The organism is Paenibacillus humicus NBRC 102415 (assembly GCF_004000905.1).
GTDB classification, from domain to species: Bacteria; Bacillota; Bacilli; order Paenibacillales; family Paenibacillaceae; genus Paenibacillus_O; species Paenibacillus_O humicus.
The window spans coordinates 12,783-29,625 of the sequence record NZ_BIMD01000003.1 but is presented as its reverse complement, the minus strand read 5'-3'; the positions used below and the strand labels follow the sequence as shown (position 1 = coordinate 29,625).

Below are 16,843 nucleotides of genomic sequence, written 5' to 3'. Positions count from 1 at the left end.
AATATCCGATAGGAGGGAACGACCATGAGCTCCATAGCGGCCGCCGTGCCGGGCAGGACGCGCAAGAACCGGACGTGGATCTACTTTTTGCTTCCGTCCGTCGCCATCATGCTGCTCTTCTTCGTCTATCCGATTCTGCTGACCTTCTTCTACTCCTTCACGAATCTGGCGCTGACCGGGGAATCCGCGAAGGAATTGAAGTTCATCGGCATCGACAATTACACGCATATGTTCAAGGATCCGACGGTGCGGACGGGCATCTGGAACACGATCGTCTTCCTGTTGGGATCGGCGGTCATCGGCCAGCAGGTGCTGGGCTTTCTGATCGCGCTGCTCATGAAGCGCAAGAACAAGACGTTCCGTCGCATCATCGGCACGGTCGTGCTGGCGGGATGGGTGACGCCGGAGATCGTATGCGCGTTATGCCTGTACAGCTTTTTCGGAGACGAAGGCACGCTCAACGCCATCCTCGGATTTGTCGGAGCGAAAGGAATCGCCTGGCTGTACACGATGCCCATGTTCACGGTCATTCTGGCGAACATCTGGCATGGCACCGCCTTCTCCATGCTTGTGTTCCAGGCAGCGCTGGACGATGTGCCGAGCGAGATCGAGGAGGCTGCCGTCGTGGACGGCGCTTCGAGATGGCAGATTCTGATCCGGATTACGATTCCGTACATCAAGGATTCCATCACGACCAATATGATGCTCGTGACGCTGCAGACGCTGGGAGTGTTCGGCCTCATCTACGCGATGACAGGAGGCGGGCCCGGCACGGCGACGACGACGCTGCCGATCTTCATGTACAATCAGGCCTTCGTCAATTATCAGCTCGGATACGGAACCGCCATCTCGCTGCTGCTCCTGCTGATCGGAATCGTGCTGAGCCTGTTCTACATCCGTTCGATGAAGTCTTAAGGAGAATCCGCCCTATGAAGAGGATGAAACGCAAGCATGCGGTCCGGATGGTTCCCTATGCCATCCTGGCCGCCATCGGCCTTTGCTTTGTTCTGCCCCTTTTGTGGGTGCTGGTCGCGTCCGTGGACCCCAATGCGATGCAGACGCTGAAGATGCCAAGCCGCCTGACCGGAGGGAATTACGCGTCCGTGCTGTCGGACAGCGGCAACCAGCGCGCGTTCGCGATCGGACTGCTGATGTCGCTCGGCCAGGCCGTGCTCGTCGTGCTGCTGGCTTTGCTGGCGGCGTATCCGCTCTCCCGGTATCAGCTCAAATACAAGAAGCCGTTCATGCTGACGGTGCTGTTCATGACCTCGCTGCCGATTACGGCGGTCATGGTGCCCGTGTATCAGTTGTTCCTGAGCCTCAAGCTCTACGACAACGTATTCGGCGTCGTCCTGTTCTACGTCGCCTCTTCGATGCCCTACGGAATCTGGATGCTCAAGAACTTCCTCGATGCCGTTCCGGCCGATCTCGAAGAGGCGGCTTGGGTAGACGGCGCGTCCGTATTCGCCGGAATCCGCAAGGTCGTGGCTCCGCTCATGGTGCCGGGCATTTGCACCGTCGCGATCTTCACCTTCTCCGGCAGCTGGGGAAATTTCTTCGTGCCTTACATCCTGCTGCAGTCGCCGGGCAACTTCCCGGCCTCGCTCAAGCTGTACCAGTTTTTCGGCCAGTATGGAATGGCGGATTACGGCAAGCTGGCCGCCTTCTCGGTCATGTACGCCATGCCGTCCATCGTGCTGTACGTGCTGTCCCAGCGCTTCATGTCCAAAGGGTTCGGGCTGCAGGGCGGGACGAAGGGGTAGGAGGTTGCAATCGGATGATGCGGAGGGAGAGCGGAAAAGACGAAAAAGGGGCGGCAGCCTGCGGGATGCCGTCCTTTTTTTGCATGAGATCTGGCAGGATAAACCAAACTAGGAAGCCGGTTCGGAAATATCCTTTAGTACTGAATTAATAAGGGCGGCAAAGGGTAATGACAGGACAGGAGAGGCAAGACAGAAAAGACCAGCATACGAGGAGGAAGACAGCATGAGATTCAAGGATAAGGTCGTTGTCGTAACGGGCGGGGCGAGCGGAATCGGAGAAGCGACCGCGCGCAGATTCGCCGCGGAAGGTGCCTCGGTGGTCATCGCGGATTTCTCGGAACACGGACAAGCCGTGGCGGACAGCCTCGAAGCGGGACTGTTCGTCCGCACCGACGTGACCAGGGAAGATCAGGTGCAGGCGATGGTGGAGCAGACGGTCGCCAAGTTCGGCCGCCTCGACATCTTGTTCGCCAACGCCGGCATCGCCCATGACGCGCCTGCGGACAAGCTGGCTTCCGACGCCTGGCAAAAAACGATCGACATCAACCTGTCGGGCGTCTTTCTATGCGGCAAATACGCTCTGCAGCAAATGCTGAAGCAGGGCGGAGGCGGCGCCATCGTCAACTGCGGCTCCATCCACAGCCATGTCGGCAAAGCGGGAGTGACCGCTTATGCCGCAGCCAAAGGCGGCGTCAAGCTGCTAACCCAGTCGATGGCCGCCGACTACGCCGGCAAAGGCATCCGCGTGAACGCGGTCTGCCCGGGATATATCGACACTCCGCTGATCGGAGGCCGCAGCGAGGCGGTCACCGATCATCTCGTCGGCCTGCACCCGATGGGAAGGCTCGGCAAGCCGGAGGAAGTCGCCGCTGCCGTCCTGTTTCTCGCCAGCGACGACGCTTCCTTCGTCACGGGAGCAAGCCTGCTCGTCGACGGCGGCTACACGGCTGTTTGACGGAAGAAGAGGAGAGGCGAGTTCGTCATCGAAGGCGGCGCCACGGCCAGTAAGCCGAGCTTCGCTCAAGCCTCCGGGATAATGCCCGGATTGGGCTGGCACAGGCGCTTTGCTGAAATACCCCCCTTGGAATGGAAATCGGAACGTTCCGATCCACTCCCGAGGGGGGTGTTTTTATGGAAATATGGAGGGGCAGGCCGCTATTCTGCCGTCAGAATGCGCGGGGAGGTCGTCCGTATGGCTTTGGACGATGCCCACGAGCCCGCGAAGGCGGCGGCGACAGGAATGGATGCAAAGGCCGGAATTCCGGCCCAGTGGAGTATGACCGGCAGCTCGACGATGCCGTAGCCGGCGAGAACATTCTCCAGCAGGAGGGGCAGCGCATAAACGCCGACGAGGATGCCGAGCATGGATCCCAGAAGCGCAAGAGCCGTTATGCCAAGCGCGACGGACATCCGGATCCGTGTTGAGGTCATTCCGATGGATTTATAGATGCCGTAGGTTTTGCTCTCTCTTCGCATATTGATGCGGCAGCTGCTGTAAATAATGATGAAGGCCACGAGGACGAACAGCGCTCCGAGCAGGCTTATGGGATAGACAAGGATGTCGGCGGCTTCCTTGAAGACGGAATCCAGCAGCGTTTTCTGCGTCACGACGGAGGCGGAGCCCTTGAAGGCGGCGTCGAGGCCGCTCGCGACGGCTTCAGCCGCCTCGATGTCCTTGACGTTGATCAGAGACACGTCCATATCGTTGAAGGACGGACTTGCCGCCCGGACGGCCTCGATCGTCACCCGCGCCGAATACGAGGCGTTGGCGATCGACTGATAGACGCCGGTGATGAGCAGCGATTGCTTTTTGCCCTCGATGTAGATGTCCACGAAGTCGCCCGGCTCCTTGTCCAACGTTTTGGCCACGTTGACGCCCAAGGCGATTTCATTGTTCTGGCGGGGATTGCGCCCGCTCAAGGTTCCGAAGCCCATCTGCTCGTAGCTGCCGTCCAGGACGCTCAAATAAAGGCTCAAAGGCTGTCTGCCGGCCGCTTTGCCGCGGCCAGAGGGCTCCGGATTCACGACCGCGGTCCGGTTTCCCTGCCAGCTCGCATTTTTGATGCGGGGGTCGGCAGATAAGGCGCGCTCGAAATCGCTGCGGGAGAACGTGGTTTTATTGACGACAATCGCCGCGACATTGGCGGAGTCGTAGCCCCATTTCGCTGTCGTCTGCTGAATGTGGATGATGCTGTTCAGCAGGACATAACCGAGCACGAGCACGGAGGAGGCCGCCATCGTGAGCGCCAGCATGAGAGCGGAGACTTTTCGGTTCTTGATCAGGTTTCTCAAGCCGATGACCGCGAACACAGGCAGCCTCCCGAATTCAAGCCGGCTCGCGGCAGCCTCGTTCAACGCTGCGGCCCGTCTGCTTTCCGTTTCGGACATGCCGTACCGAATCGCCTGGGCAGGCTGGATGGAGCGGGTCCTGCCGGCCTGCCAGGCCGCGAACAGGACAACCAGGACGAAGACAAACAGTCCGACGAACATGGCCGTGCCGATTCCATGAACAGCCAGCTCCTCGTTTTTCGTCTTCAAGGAGGACACGGACAGGTTCAGAATCGCTTTGGACAGCAGGATGCTGAGGGCAAGCCCCGGAAGGATGCCCAGGCAGGCCAGCAGGCCGTATTGGCATACATAGGCGAGGACCGTGCCGCGGGAGGTCAGGCCGAGCGACTTGATCACGCCTATCGTTCGGTAGTGGGCGAGAATGGCGTCGGATAGGGTGAAGCCGATCGTAATCAGCGCGATCAGCATCATGACGAGCCCGAGGACAATCATGATGAAGCCGATGATCTGATTGATGATCAGGTAAAAGGAGGAGATGGCCTCGAACTCCATTTTTGTTTCGAGGAAAGGTCCGCCAAGCTCCCGCGCAAAGCGGTCCCAATAACCGGCTTGGCTGCTGTAATCATCGAACCGAAGCCCGATCATGCTGCTGTCTGTGCCTGGGAGAGGCGTCATCGAGTCCCGGTAATCGTCGCTGTTCATCCATATGCGGGCCGTATTGGTGAACGGCGCTCCGAAAGGGACGTCGATCACGACGGCGGAAACCCGCTGCTGCAGCTGCCCCGATCCGGTGTGGAAGGAAATCTTGTCTCCGACCGAAATTCCGTACGAATTGGCCATCGAGGTTGGAATCCATACCGTTCCCCTCTCCGGAGCATCGCTTTGGACGCCCTGCGCGAAAACAAGAGTGTCCACGAGCAGGGGCGGTTCGGGCGTATTCATCATGTACAGATAGAGATTGGGGGCGTCATGGCCGTTGTAGGTAATTCCGGATAGGGCCCGGAAGCGCAGCAGCCGGGAGGTTTCGACGCCTTGCTGCGCCTCCCACCATTGATGGACGAACTGCGGATCATGCAGTCCTTTCTCCAGCAATAGGAGCTGATGCGATCCATGGGTCTTGTCGTGCATGTCGGTGAACGAGCGGCCTGTGTTGGCCATGACGATCGCCGCCGTCGCGACCAGCAGGGTGGACAGCAGGATGAGCAGGGCGACGAACAGGTTTTGCGTTTTGCTGTTCTTGAGGCGGGAGCGGCACAGCAGCCAGATTGCAGCCATGGAGATCACTCCTTCCCGGTAACGAAGGCAAAGAGGATGGATTCCTTGTCCCCGGTGTCGCTGCCGTCATATTTGTCGAATTCGAGAATGCCGCCGACTTTTCCATCCCGGATCAAAATCAGGCGGTCCGCCCTGCAGGCAGCCTTGATATCATGCGTGACCATGACTACCGATTGTCCGGCCTGGTTGATGCGGGTCAGAATATCAAGCACGGCGGTGCCCTGCTCGATGTTCAGGCTGCCGGTCGGCTCATCCGCGAAGATGATGTCCGGCGAATTGATCAATGCCCGCGCTATCGCTGCGCGCTGCTGCTGGCCGCCGGATGTTTGCGAGGGAAGCCGGCTGTTCTGTCCGTCGATTTCCATCGCCTGCATCAGCTCGGCCGCTTTTGCTTTTACGGCGCTTTTCTTGCGGCCCGCGATATAGCCGGGCAGAGCGATATTGTCCCGGATGGATAGATCGGGAACCAGGTTGATGCCCTGATAGACATAACCGATCGTTGCCGCCCGGAACTCGGAAAGCTCCTTCTCGCTGTAATGGTCGATGCGCCGGTCGCGGAAATGCACCTCGCCTGCCGACACCTGGTCGAGTCCGCTGAGCAGATAGAGCAAGGTGGACTTTCCTGAGCCCGAATTGCCCATGATGACGGTGAAATCCCCTTCATAGATGTCCAGATCCACATTGCGGATGGCATGATAGGGCTCCTTGCCGGTTTGATAGGTTTTGCTGAGGTTTTTGGCGCGCAGGATCGTTCTTTTGGCCACGAAGCATCACTCCCGGATTGTCTATGATAAGGAGTGTACCTCCCGGATCTTTTAGAAAGCTTATCAACTTATTGCGGAAATATTACAGAGCCGATCACGACAAGGGCAAAGTGAAGGAAAAGGCCGTTCCTTGGCCCTGCTTGCTGGCGAAGGAGAGGGAGCCGCCGTGGGCCTCGACAATCGTCTTGCAGATGGAAAGGCCGATTCCGGTCCCTGTTTGGGGAATCATACCGCTGTCTGAAGGGGGTTGACCCCGGTAATAACGCTCCAGGATAAAGGGCATGTCCTGGGGCAGAATGCCTCTGCCCGTGTCGGACACGGTGATTTTCAGCTTGCCTGCCTCCAGTCCTGCATCCACTTGAATCGTGTCGCCGGGAGAGGAGTTCTTGATGGAATTGAAGACAAGATTGGAAATGACCTGCTCGATGCGGACGGCATCGATCCCGATCAGCACATTGGGCATATTCTCCGGCTCTACATAGGACAGGCCGCTTGTCCGCACATAATGGCCGATAGGCGTCAGCATCCGGCGGAATACGTCCCGGCTGTATTGCTCCCTGGGCTCCACAGCGATCCGTCCCAGATCGCGCAGGGCATGAAGGAGGAGATCCTCCGTCAGCCGGCCCATCTTATCGATATGGGACCGCATGACGCCGACATAGTCGAGCATCGTCTCCTTATCCGTGCAGACATCTTCGAGAATGGCATCCGCATAGGCTTTTATCGTCGTAATCGGCGTTTTGATCTCATGGGAAATGTTGGCGATGAGTTCCTTTTGCGCCTGATCCTGCTTGTTCTTCCGGATGCTCGAATGCAGGAGCTCCATCCGCATCCCGTCAAACATCGCATAGAGATCTCCCATCTCGCCCGCTTCCGGATAGGCGGCCGTCTCCCCGTAGTTTCCTTTCCGGATTTCTTCCGCATGGCGCTTGAGCCGGACGAGAGGAGATAGGAGGCGGCGGTCTATGCTCCATCTCATGTAGAAGAGCAGGCTGGCGATGGAGAGGAAAGAAACCGCAAGGACAAGCAGCAGAAGGGCGGGGCGAAGGGCGGATTCCGGCTGGACGAGCCTGTCCTTCGCCAGGAAGTAAATGGCGTTTCCGACCTGCTTTTGCGAAATTTCGTCCAAGACCGGAAAAGCGATCTTGAACTCCCGCTTGGCCGAATACAGGTCGTAGTGAAGCTCGCGGTTGGCGTTGTCCACTCCTGGAAGAAGGGAGTCGGACGAGCGGAAGGAAACCGTCCCGTCCAATCGGGCGTAGGCCAGGTCCACCTTGCTCGCGGCCGCCAGCCTCTTCAGCTCGGCCTGCGCCTCTTCGGTGCCGCTTCTTTCGTGGTTTTGCTCGAGATAGAGCATAAGCGGATTGACCGCCAGCCGAACCTGATTCATGACATGGGCGGGAGAAGGCTCCCGTTCTGCGGAGAAATCCTTCGCCGCCATATAGGCGGTGCTTCCGGCAAGCAGGAGAAGCAGCAGCAGGACAGCTGCCATCCATCGTTTGAACCCGTTGCGAAATGACATTTTTCATCCCCAGACGCATTTGTTAGTCGACGCTGAATTTATAGCCGACGCCCCATACCGTTTTGAGATAGACGGGATTGGAAGGGTCGGCCTCAAGCTTTTCCCGCAGCCTTCGGATATAGACGGTGACTGAATTCTCATCGCCATAGGCGGCATGTCCCCACAGCGCGTCCAGCAGCTGGGCTCTTGAGAACACCTGGTTTTTGTGGCTGGCCATATGGAACAGAAGCTCGAATTCCTTGGCGGACAAGGCGATCTCTTGCCCGTCTGCCATAGCTTTATAGGCTTTGCGGTCCAGCTCCAGTCCTCCGAAGCGCAGCCAATCCGGATCATGGGCCGGCGCGGCCAGGCGGTCATGCCGGCGGAAGTAAGCGTTGATGCGTGCCAGAAGCTCGCTTAGCGAGAACGGCTTTGTCATATAGTCATCGGCGCCGAAGCCAAGCCCGAGCACCTTGTCCGTATCGCTGGTGCGGGCGCTCAGAATGAGAATAGGCACCTCGCTCCGTTCCCGGATCTCGCGGCACAGCTCGATGCCCTCCATATCGGGAAGCATGAGATCGAGAATGACATAATCCGGCTGAAGCAGCTCGATGATCTTCAAGCCGTCCCGGCCGTTTCCGGCCACGGCGGCTTCATAGCTGTTGCGGGTCAAATAATCCCGCAGGATGCGGGAAATATCCTTTTCATCCTCGATGATAACAATTTTTTTAAGTCTATTCATGTGACCATCCTTTTCAGCATGCGCATGATTCCGATCATAATTTTTTCCTCGATATCCTTATTGTAGCCGATGCGGCGCCCGGTTGGACAGCCATCTGCGCGCAGCAAAAAAACCTGCCTCATGGACATGGACAGGTTTAAAAAATTCTCCATCGGCTGTTTTTCCGGGCCTGCTCTCCTGCCGGAGCGGAGAAGCTCGAGGAAAACGGGCAGCCTGCGTCTTTACGGGAAGAACACAGGCTCCTGCGAAGCGGCGCTACTTCAAAATCTTCCTGATCCACTTCAGCTTGTCTCCGTATGGCGGGTACAGGAAGCTGGAGTTGAACTTCGTGCTGCGCTTCATGACGCTCTTCTTGTGGGAGAACAGCTCGTAGCTGTGGCGCCCGTGGTAAGCGCCGATGCCGGAACTGCCGACGCCTCCGAACGGAAGCTCGGGATTGACGATATGGGAGATCGTGTCATTGACGCTGCCTCCGCCGAACGGCACGCGGGCCAGCACCTCCTCTTCCACCTCCTTGCTGGAGGTGAACAGATAGAGAGCCAGCGGCTTGGGACGGCTGTTGATGAGACGGATCGCTTCATCCAGGCTTTCGTACTCGAGGATGGGAAGCAGGGGGCCGAACAGCTCCTCCCGCATGGAAGCCGAGCGGTGGAAGTCGGCCTCCAGCAGCGTCGGCTCGATATAGAGAGAGTCCCGGTCTCTTTTGCCTCCGTGAAGAATGGTTTCCTTGTCCTGCTCCAGCACGTCCGCGAGCCGGTCGAACTGGCGGGCGTTCACGATCCGGCCGAAGTCCGGGCTGACGGAGGCATCTTCTCCATAAAAGCGGGTGAAGGCTTCCTTCAGCCGGGCTGTCAGCTCCTGCTTGACCGATTTGTCCACGAGCAGGTAGTCCGGAGCGATGCAGGTCTGGCCGGCGTTCATCAGCTTGCCCCAGGCAATCCGCTGCGAGGCTGTTTTCAGGTCGGCCGTACGCTCGACGATGACGGGGCTTTTGCCGCCAAGCTCCAGCGTGACGGGAACGAGATTTTTCGCCGCGGCCTCCATGACGATGCGGCCGACGGGCACGCTGCCGGTGAAGAAGATGTAATCGAACGGAGCCGCCGTCAGAGCTGCGGTCGTTTCCTTCTCGCCTTCGATCAGGCGGATATAGGAAGGGTCGAACGTGTCCCGGATGAGCTCCGCGATGACAGCCGACACATGGGGCGTATTCTCGGAAGGCTTGAGCACGGCGCAGTTGCCGGCGGCGATCGCCCCTAGCAGCGGCTCGATCAGCAGCTGGAACGGATAGTTGAACGGGCCGATGATGAGCACGGTGCCGTACGGCTCCCGAAGGATGCGGCTGCTGGCCGGCATTTGGAATATCGGGGTGCCGGTCCGTTCGGGCTTCGCCCAGCGCTTGAGCTTGCGCGTCATCAGGCGCAGGCTGCTGAGCGTGTACCCGATCTCGGACATATAGGCTTCGGTTTCGCTTTTGTGCAGATCCTGGTAGAGAGCCTCGCTAAGGCGCTGCTCATACCGGCGTATCGCCTCGCCAAGCCGGTTAAGCTGCCCGATGCGGAAGGCGATCGGAAGAGTGGCGCCGGTGGCGAAGAAGCGGCGATGCTCTTGAAGAACGGCTTCGGCATCAGGGGGGCTAACGGTATTCATCCAGCTTCCTCCTCGACAATAAGGATGGCTTACAGGCAGTCTTCTTCCAGTGCGGCGAGAAGCTTCTTCAACAACGCGGCGGAAGCCCCCAGGGTGATGGAGTAATGGCGCTGCGTGCCCTGCTGCTCGCAGGCGACGAGTCCGGCCTGCAGGAGCAGCTTCAGATGGTGGGAGACGGCGGGCCTCGAGAGGCGGAGCTTGTCGGTCAGCTCGTTCACGGTCAAGGTTCCATGCTCATGCAGCAGCATCAGAATTTCCTGACGGTTGGAATCTCCCAGCGTCTGAAAGACAGGAAGGCATTCCCGCAGATGCTGAAGCGCCAGCTTGCCCATGGGAATCTCCTCCTTCTATCTATAGTCCAAAGGTTTAAAAACTTGAACGGTCGATGAAATCATATCATGAGTGCCCCCGGTTCTCCAAACCTGCGGCTGGCGCCGAGAAGCCGGTCCGGGCAGCGATTTCGGTGTCCGATCCAAACATGCCGAGATCGCTCCCGGGCTTGCTTCCGCCTATTTCTTCTTGAGCACATCCCACGAAGCGGCGCTGATGGCTTCGATCTCGCTCCGTGTCAAGGAGAGCTTCATCGCGCTGACGTTCTCCTCCGCATGCTTGACCTTTGTCGCTCCCGGAATGGCGAACACCGTCTGGCCATGGAAATGAATCATCCAGCTCAAAGCGACCTGGGTCGGCGTCGCGTCATGCTTGGCGGCGGTATGCTCCAGCAGCTCGATGAGCGGGAGCGATTTTTTCAGGCCGGCAGCCCGGAAGCCGGAGCTCCACCTTCTCGGCCCCTTGACGGCCCGAACCAGCGCTTCGCTGCGATGGAATTTGCCGCTCAGCAGCCCTTGCTCCAGCGGCGAATAAGCGATAATCGCAACGCCAAGCTCCTTGGCCGTATCCAGGCTGTCATTCTGCTCGATTCTGCGGTCCAGCAGGCTGTATTTGACCTGGTTGGAGACGAGGCGAAGTCCATGCTCCTTGAGCGCCCGGTCCGCTTCGCGCATTTTGGCCGCGGAGAAGTTGCTGACGCCGACATATTCGATTTTGCCCTGCTTCACCAGTTTCGCCATTTCGTTCATTTCGCTTGTTGCCGACGAGAAGGAGAACGGCTGATGCACCTGATGAAGATGAATCGTGCGGTGATCGAGCATTTGCAGCCGGACCCCGATCGTCGCGCCGATGCTGCGGGCCGTTCGGAACGCCGGCCACCATTTTGTCGCAATATGGGCTTCCTCCGCCAGAGGGCTGTTCGTTTCCTTGAGCGCCTCCGCCAGCATCTGCTCGGATTTCCCGCCACCGTAAACCTCGGCGGTATCGAACCAGTTGATGCCTCCCGCAAGGCTCGTCTGGACGATCTCGACGATATCCGGCTTCGGCAGCGCGGGCCAAAACTTGCCGATCAAGCCTTTGCCCCCGCTGAACTGCCAGCAGCCAAGCCCGAGCGGCGAAAGCATCAAATCCGAGTTCCCCAGCTTGCGGCGCGGAGCCGATGTCTCCATATTCATCCCATCACGTTCCTCTCGTTTTGAATTCACGTTCAAGGCGCGATGCCTTTGAAAAACAGCTCGAAGCTGATCGCCATCTGATTGGACAGCCGATCGTCTCCCAGTCCCTTGCCCCAGTAAAGCAGAACGCCGTCATACGTCTGTACGGCCAGATCCGCGATCATCCGGGCAGGGATGGAAGCGTTGATCTCTCCTCTGAGCTGGGCGGAGGCGATAATCCCGGCGAGCATCTCCTTGAAGGGCTCGTTTTTGGTTTTTTCCAGCTCCAGCAGCTTCCGGTTGGTCAGCGTCGATTGGTTCAATGCGAGTATGAGCGGACGGTCCGGCGGAAGCTTGCGGCACATATCCATCAGGAACTCGCGGACGAGCGGAATGATCGGACCGGGATGCTCCGCCAGCTTCGACAGCTCCTCGGCAGCGAACGTCAGCTGAATGTCGCAGAGCACCTCTTCCTTGCTTTCAAAATAATTGAAAAAGGTTCCTTTGGCTACGCCGGCATGATCGGTAATCTGGTTGACTGTCGTCTCCGCGTATCCATGCCGGGCGAACAGCTCCAGCGCGCAGCGGACGATGGCGTCTCGGGTCGCTTTTTTTTTCTCTTCTCGGTTGATCGGAACCAGCTCCAGACAACGTAAATTCGGCCGAAAGTGGACTGTATTGATTTATGACCCAAAGTACACGGTTTAAATGTCGCTCTACATACAGCATCTTTTTTTAAAAAAAATCGGTTCGTTGCAATCGAGCAGAACGAATGGTTCCATTGTATGCGGATAAATGACTATTGGTCAAGATAATGAAATACACCCCAGCCGCGCAAGCGTGGAGCACGCCAGTTCGAAGCCCGGTTTTCCGATGCGCCTTCATCGGCATGCTGAACAAGCCCGGGATTGCTCCCGGGCTTGTTTCTTTTCCATCGAATTCGTCATACGGCTCCGGCTGTGCCTTCTCCGCCGCGAGGCTGCCTGGACGCAAGGCAGTACCAGGCCAGCACGGCCGAGGAAATCAGGCTGACTCCCAGCAGGACGGCATAAACCTTGGAATAGCTGTCGGCAGCGGGCAGAGCGGAATAATGATGCAGCAGCAGGCCGCATACGGCGGTGGAGACCGAGCCTCCGAAAAACTGCATCAGCTGCATGAAGCCCATCCCCGAGCCGAGGGATTCTCTCGGCAGCAGCTGCGACGTCTCGTTGTTCAGCGATGCGGTCGAGGCCGATATGGCCGGCGAGAACAGCAGATAGCCGCACAGGATGAAGGCGGCGGAACGGGACACGCCGAGCATCTGGGCAAGCAGCACCCCGGCCAGCACGCCATGCCCGATGAGCAGGAACAGCCGGTTGCCGAAGCGGTCGATCCAGCGGCCGACGAACGGCGTCAGAATCGCGGACAGGACCGCTCCCGGAGCGATCGTGAGGCCGATCGCCAGCGGAGAGCGCCCGTACAGATCGGCCAGGGCGAGCGGCATCAGGAACAGATTGCCGAGGTTCATGACGAGCACGCACCAGCCGACGGCCAGCAGCTTGCGGTAGCTCCGGTTTTTCAGCAGTCCGGAATTGAGGAAGGGGGACCGGCTGCGGCGGATATGCCATACATGGACGATCAGCGAGAGCAGGCTGACGGCAAGCCACCACGGCGAGAGCCTCGTGATTGCGAGCAGCAGCGACAGCGCGTTGATGACGGTGAGAGCCGCTCCGGCCGCGTCGAAGCCGCTGGAGGGCGGGGCGTCCTTCGGCAGCAGCCGGAGCAGGAAGGGCACGACGAGCAGCACGAGGCAGGTGAAGCCGAACAAGCCGTTCCAGCCCCAGTATTCCGTAATCAGGCCGCCGACGATGGGACCCATCCCGAAGGCCATCGCGCTGCCTGCCGAAATCATCGCAATGGCGCTGCCTCTGCGGTTAGCCGGCACATAACGTCCGGCGATGATCAGGCCGAGGCCGGCCATGACGCCCGCGCCGGCCGATTGCAGCAGCCTCGCGGCGAGCAGGATCGCGAAGCTGCGGGCGAACAATCCGGTCATCGAGGCGATGCCGAGCACGGTCAGGCCGATGACGAGCAGCCGCCGGAGCGGCACGGAATCCGAGAGCCGGCTGTAGATCACGGTCGAGAGGGCATATCCGATCGAGTAGCCGGAGATGATCCAGGAAGCGAGATCCGCCGTAATATGGAGATCCCGGATGATGCTCGGCATGGAGACATTGAACATGGTGGTGTTCATGATGACGATAAAGAGGCCGCAGGTCCATACCGTCATGATCAGACGATCGTTGACGGGCTGCGGCGATGATGCGGAAGCGGATGACAAGGTCAAGGATTCCTTTCCAGGTTTTCTATACTGATTTCGTATATCCTATTTTAGAAGGAAGTCTTATTCTCCGCCAGCTCGCTTCACCCTGCATTCACTCCTAGAAACGAGAGGAACAGCTGTTCCAGGAACGTTTCCGACGACATGCCCCTTGTCTTCTTTTGGAACAGATAGAAATCGCTGCTCAGTGCGGTCAGCAGCAGATCGGCGGTGAAGATGCTGTCGGGCTGATGCTGCCCTGCGGCCGCCATTTCATCGAGCAGCCTGACCAGCAGCCCATGGAGCTCCTCGTAGAGAGGACTCGCCGCTCTGGCTTGAAAGCCTCTTCCGGAGGAAGCGGGATTTTCCACGCCGGCGAGAAGCTGGACCTTCTTTTCCCTGAACCTCAAAAAGAGAGCGAGAACCCCTTGAAGCCGCTCCCTTGGAGGAGCGGAAGCATGAAGCTCGAGGAAAGCCTCCATTTCTTCGAACAAGAGCACCACCGTATCCTTGATGAGATCGAGACACAGCTCGCTCTTGTTGCGGTAGCGGCGGTACAGCGTTCCGGGCCCGATTCCGGCTTCGATGGCGATCTGGTTCATGCTGACATTCTCGACTCCGTGCCCGTCGAACAGCCGCTGGGCGGCATCCAATATCCGCAGCCGGTTCTCGGCGGCGTCCCGTCTTTCCATTCGAGGGGCTGGTATTTTATCATCCTTCATTTTCGATCCCATCCTCAATCCAGATAGAGAAGGCTTCATTGACAAGCGGAGATGTCTCCGCTTAACATGAAGAGGAGAGCTCTCCGTTTATAGGCACCCTTCCATCATAACCAACGAAAGAGGTGCAGTAAACATGCAGCAGCCATCCTCAAACGCCGCGCTTCCGGTCATGGACATGCAGAACGGCATCGTGTCCCGCTTCGCCGGCCAGACGTAAGTGCCGGAGCCTTTTCAGCTGGCAATAGCGGCGGCCCGCAGCCATGGGATTCCGGTAATTTTCGTAAAGCTCGCCTTCCGCAGCGGAGCTCCGGAAATCAGCATGCGCAACAAGGGGTTTACGGTCTATGCGGGAGCGACCGATAGGGGCGAATCCGATCCGTTCTCGCAAATTCATGAATCGGTTCAGCCTCTGCCGGGCGAGGCGGACGGAAAGGAAGTCTTGGTCATGCCGTTATGGAAACGAAATATGATCTTCTGCTGGTTCGGCATGTTCGTCACCGGCGTGGGGATGAGCCAGATCGCGCCGATCATGCCGCTCTACATTCAGCATATGGGCGTGCACAGCTCGGCCTCGATCGCGCGGCTGTCCGGATGGGCCTTCGGAGTTACCTTCATTCTATCCGCTGTCTTCTCGCCGATCTGGGGCGCGGCAGCCGACAAGGTCGGGCGCAAGCCGATGCTGCTGCGGGCCAGCCTCGGCATGGCTGTCGTCATCTTCTGCATGGGCTTCGCGGCGAATGTGCCGGTCCTGATCGGACTGCGGCTGCTGCAGGGAGTCATAACCGGCTACAGCACGGCCTGTACCGCGATGATCGCGGCGCAGACGGATCGGGAGCATGCGGGCTGGGCGCTCGGAACGCTCTCCACCGCCAATGTGTCCGGAGGCCTTCTCGGCCCGATGATCGGCGGTTTCATGGCGCAGTCGTTCGGGCTGCGATACGTCTTTTTCATTACCGGCGCGCTGATGCTGGTCGCTTTTCTCACCACCGCTTTTTTCGTCAAGGAATCCTTTGTCCGGGAAGAGAAACGGAGGCCGGAGATGGGCGGGATATGGAGCTCGATCCCCGAGAAGGGCCTGACGCTCACCTTGTTCGTGACCTTCTTCATCCTCACCGTGGCGCTTTACTCCGCCGAGCCGATCCTTGCCGTCTACATGACGGAGCTGGCCCGAGGCAGCGGGCACATTGCCCTGATGGCCGGAATCACCTTCTCGGCATCAGGCGTGGCGACGATTGTCGCTGCTCCGAGACTCGGCAGGCTGTCCGATCGGATCGGGGCGCATAAGATCATTCTGGCCGCTTTGATTGCCGCCGGCGTCCTCTTCATTCCGCAGGCGTTCGTTGCCGATCCCTGGGAGCTTATGGGGCTCAGGTTTTTGCTCGGCCTGACCGCGGCGGGACTGACGCCGTCCGTGAACGTGCTGTTGAAGAAAATCACGCCTCCGTCCTTGACCGGCAGGATGTTCGGCTTTTCCATGTCGGCCGGATATTTGGGCGTGTTTGCCGGATCGGTTTTGGGAGGACAGATTGCGGCGTGGCTGGGCATCCGGTACGTCTTTTTCCTCACCGGCGTCTTGTTGCTGCTGAATGCGGCATGGGTCTATTGCAAGCTGTACGAACCGATAAAGGAGAGATCCGCGACATGAATGTCAAGCAAGTGTCGGAGCATATCTGGAGCTTGAAAGCCTGGATGATCATCCCGGTCCATGTGTGGGCGGTCGTCGGCAAGGACGGCGTGACCTTGGTGGATGCGGGCGTGCCGTGGATGGCGAAGAACATCACCCGCCTGCTGGACGGGCTTCAGGCGGGTCCGCTGCAGCGGATTCTGCTGACGCATGGCCATGCCGACCATGTCGGCTCGCTCAAGAAGCTTCTCGAAGCGAAGCAAGTTCCCGTATACGCCCATAGCCGGGAAATTCCTTATGCCGAGGGGCGGACGCCTTATCCGAAAAAAGACAAGGTTTCGGCCGGCGTCCCTGAAGGCACGCTGACAGCGCTGCCCGAAGAGGCATCGGGAGCACTGGCGCCAATCGGAGAGTTGAAGCCGTATTTCACGCCCGGCCACTCGCCCGGCCATGTCGTTTATTATCATGAAGGCGATGATGTCCTGCTGGCGGGGGACTTGTTCAACTCGCGGAAGGGCAAAGTTCTCCAAGCCAGGTTCACGCCGGATCCGGACGAGGCGATGCGCAGCAGCGCCATCCTCAAGGAGCTGCGTCCGGCCAAGCTGGAAGTTTGCCACGGAGATACCGTCCTCCAGCCTGCGGATCAGTGGGATGACCTGATGAAGCCATATGCAGGAGACAACAACTAAAGCCGCCCGGATGCATCCGGGCGGCTTCGCGGTCGGGACGGTCC

At 58.9% G+C, this 16,843-nt stretch carries 15 protein-coding genes and 1 pseudogene; 5 read left to right on the top strand and 11 right to left on the bottom strand.

The annotated features are described in order from the left end of the window. The first annotated feature begins 24 nt into the window (after nt 1-24). The 3 genes from PHU01S_RS03080 to PHU01S_RS03070 all read left to right on the top strand — a co-directional run bounded on the left by PHU01S_RS03080 (nt 25) and on the right by PHU01S_RS03070 (nt 2,718). Nucleotides 25-915, top strand: a complete 891-nt coding sequence (locus PHU01S_RS03080; RefSeq protein WP_021879304.1) for a carbohydrate ABC transporter permease — start codon at nt 25-27, stop codon at nt 913-915. A gap of 23 nt (nt 916-938) precedes the next feature. Then, entirely contained in the window at nt 939-1,763 is an 825-nt protein-coding gene (locus PHU01S_RS03075; protein WP_373864518.1) for a carbohydrate ABC transporter permease, read from the top strand. A 223-nt stretch (nt 1,764-1,986) separates the two neighbouring features. Further along, nucleotides 1,987-2,718 carry an SDR family NAD(P)-dependent oxidoreductase gene (locus PHU01S_RS03070; protein ID WP_048748166.1) on the top strand — a complete coding sequence of 244 codons (732 nt, stop codon included), beginning with the start codon at nt 1,987-1,989 and terminating at the stop codon, nt 2,716-2,718. A gap of 200 nt (nt 2,719-2,918) precedes the next feature. On the opposite strand, the gene PHU01S_RS03065 is transcribed toward PHU01S_RS03070, so the two are convergent. The 11 genes and pseudogenes from PHU01S_RS03065 to PHU01S_RS03020 all read right to left on the bottom strand — a co-directional run bounded on the left by PHU01S_RS03065 (nt 2,919) and on the right by PHU01S_RS03020 (nt 14,456). Continuing rightward, nucleotides 2,919-5,327, bottom strand: coding sequence for an ABC transporter permease (locus PHU01S_RS03065; RefSeq protein WP_049867047.1), 2,409 nt, complete (start codon nt 5,325-5,327; stop codon nt 2,919-2,921). A gap of 5 nt (nt 5,328-5,332) precedes the next feature. Next, complete coding sequence (locus tag PHU01S_RS03060; RefSeq protein ID WP_021879301.1) at nt 5,333-6,091, bottom strand: ABC transporter ATP-binding protein; 759 nt, start codon at nt 6,089-6,091, stop codon at nt 5,333-5,335. A gap of 94 nt (nt 6,092-6,185) precedes the next feature. Beyond that, complete coding sequence (locus tag PHU01S_RS03055; RefSeq protein ID WP_049867048.1) at nt 6,186-7,613, bottom strand: sensor histidine kinase; 1,428 nt, start codon at nt 7,611-7,613, stop codon at nt 6,186-6,188. 22 nt (nt 7,614-7,635) lie between these two features. After that, nucleotides 7,636-8,334 (bottom strand): response regulator transcription factor, encoded by a 699-nt coding sequence (locus PHU01S_RS03050; protein ID WP_049867049.1) that lies wholly within the window; start codon nt 8,332-8,334, stop codon nt 7,636-7,638. A gap of 255 nt (nt 8,335-8,589) precedes the next feature. Next, nucleotides 8,590-9,981 carry an aldehyde dehydrogenase gene (locus PHU01S_RS03045; protein WP_049867050.1) on the bottom strand — a complete coding sequence of 464 codons (1,392 nt, stop codon included), beginning with the start codon at nt 9,979-9,981 and terminating at the stop codon, nt 8,590-8,592. A 29-nt stretch (nt 9,982-10,010) separates the two neighbouring features. Next, nucleotides 10,011-10,313: an ArsR/SmtB family transcription factor gene (locus PHU01S_RS03040; protein ID WP_048748163.1), complete on the bottom strand. Its 303-nt coding sequence runs from the start codon at nt 10,311-10,313 to the stop codon at nt 10,011-10,013. A gap of 177 nt (nt 10,314-10,490) precedes the next feature. Then, on the bottom strand, nt 10,491-11,480 hold the full coding sequence (locus tag PHU01S_RS03035; RefSeq protein ID WP_048748175.1) for an aldo/keto reductase: 990 nt from the start codon (nt 11,478-11,480) through the stop codon (nt 10,491-10,493). A gap of 38 nt (nt 11,481-11,518) precedes the next feature. After that, entirely contained in the window at nt 11,519-11,932 is a 414-nt protein-coding gene (locus PHU01S_RS03030; RefSeq protein ID WP_048748162.1) for a hypothetical protein, read from the bottom strand. Between the two features lie 6 nt (nt 11,933-11,938). Further along, nucleotides 11,939-12,058 (bottom strand): annotated as a pseudogene (locus tag PHU01S_RS27065) (TetR/AcrR family transcriptional regulator); the annotation flags it as partial. Between the two features lie 350 nt (nt 12,059-12,408). Continuing rightward, a complete protein-coding gene (locus PHU01S_RS03025; protein WP_127506295.1) occupies nt 12,409-13,734 on the bottom strand; it encodes an MFS transporter in 1,326 nt (441 codons plus the stop codon). A gap of 134 nt (nt 13,735-13,868) precedes the next feature. Beyond that, nucleotides 13,869-14,456 carry a TetR/AcrR family transcriptional regulator gene (locus PHU01S_RS03020; protein ID WP_246029126.1) on the bottom strand — a complete coding sequence of 196 codons (588 nt, stop codon included), beginning with the start codon at nt 14,454-14,456 and terminating at the stop codon, nt 13,869-13,871. 247 nt (nt 14,457-14,703) lie between these two features. Here PHU01S_RS03020 and PHU01S_RS03015 point away from each other — a divergent pair, with 247 nt between their 5' ends. Continuing rightward, nucleotides 14,704-16,131, top strand: coding sequence for an MFS transporter (locus tag PHU01S_RS03015; RefSeq protein ID WP_307721772.1), 1,428 nt, complete (start codon nt 14,704-14,706; stop codon nt 16,129-16,131). Further along, nucleotides 16,128-16,799 carry an MBL fold metallo-hydrolase gene (locus tag PHU01S_RS03010; protein ID WP_127506050.1) on the top strand — a complete coding sequence of 224 codons (672 nt, stop codon included), beginning with the start codon at nt 16,128-16,130 and terminating at the stop codon, nt 16,797-16,799. The genes PHU01S_RS03015 and PHU01S_RS03010 overlap by 4 nt, the downstream gene beginning before the upstream one ends. Nucleotides 16,800-16,843: the final 44 nt, after the last annotated feature.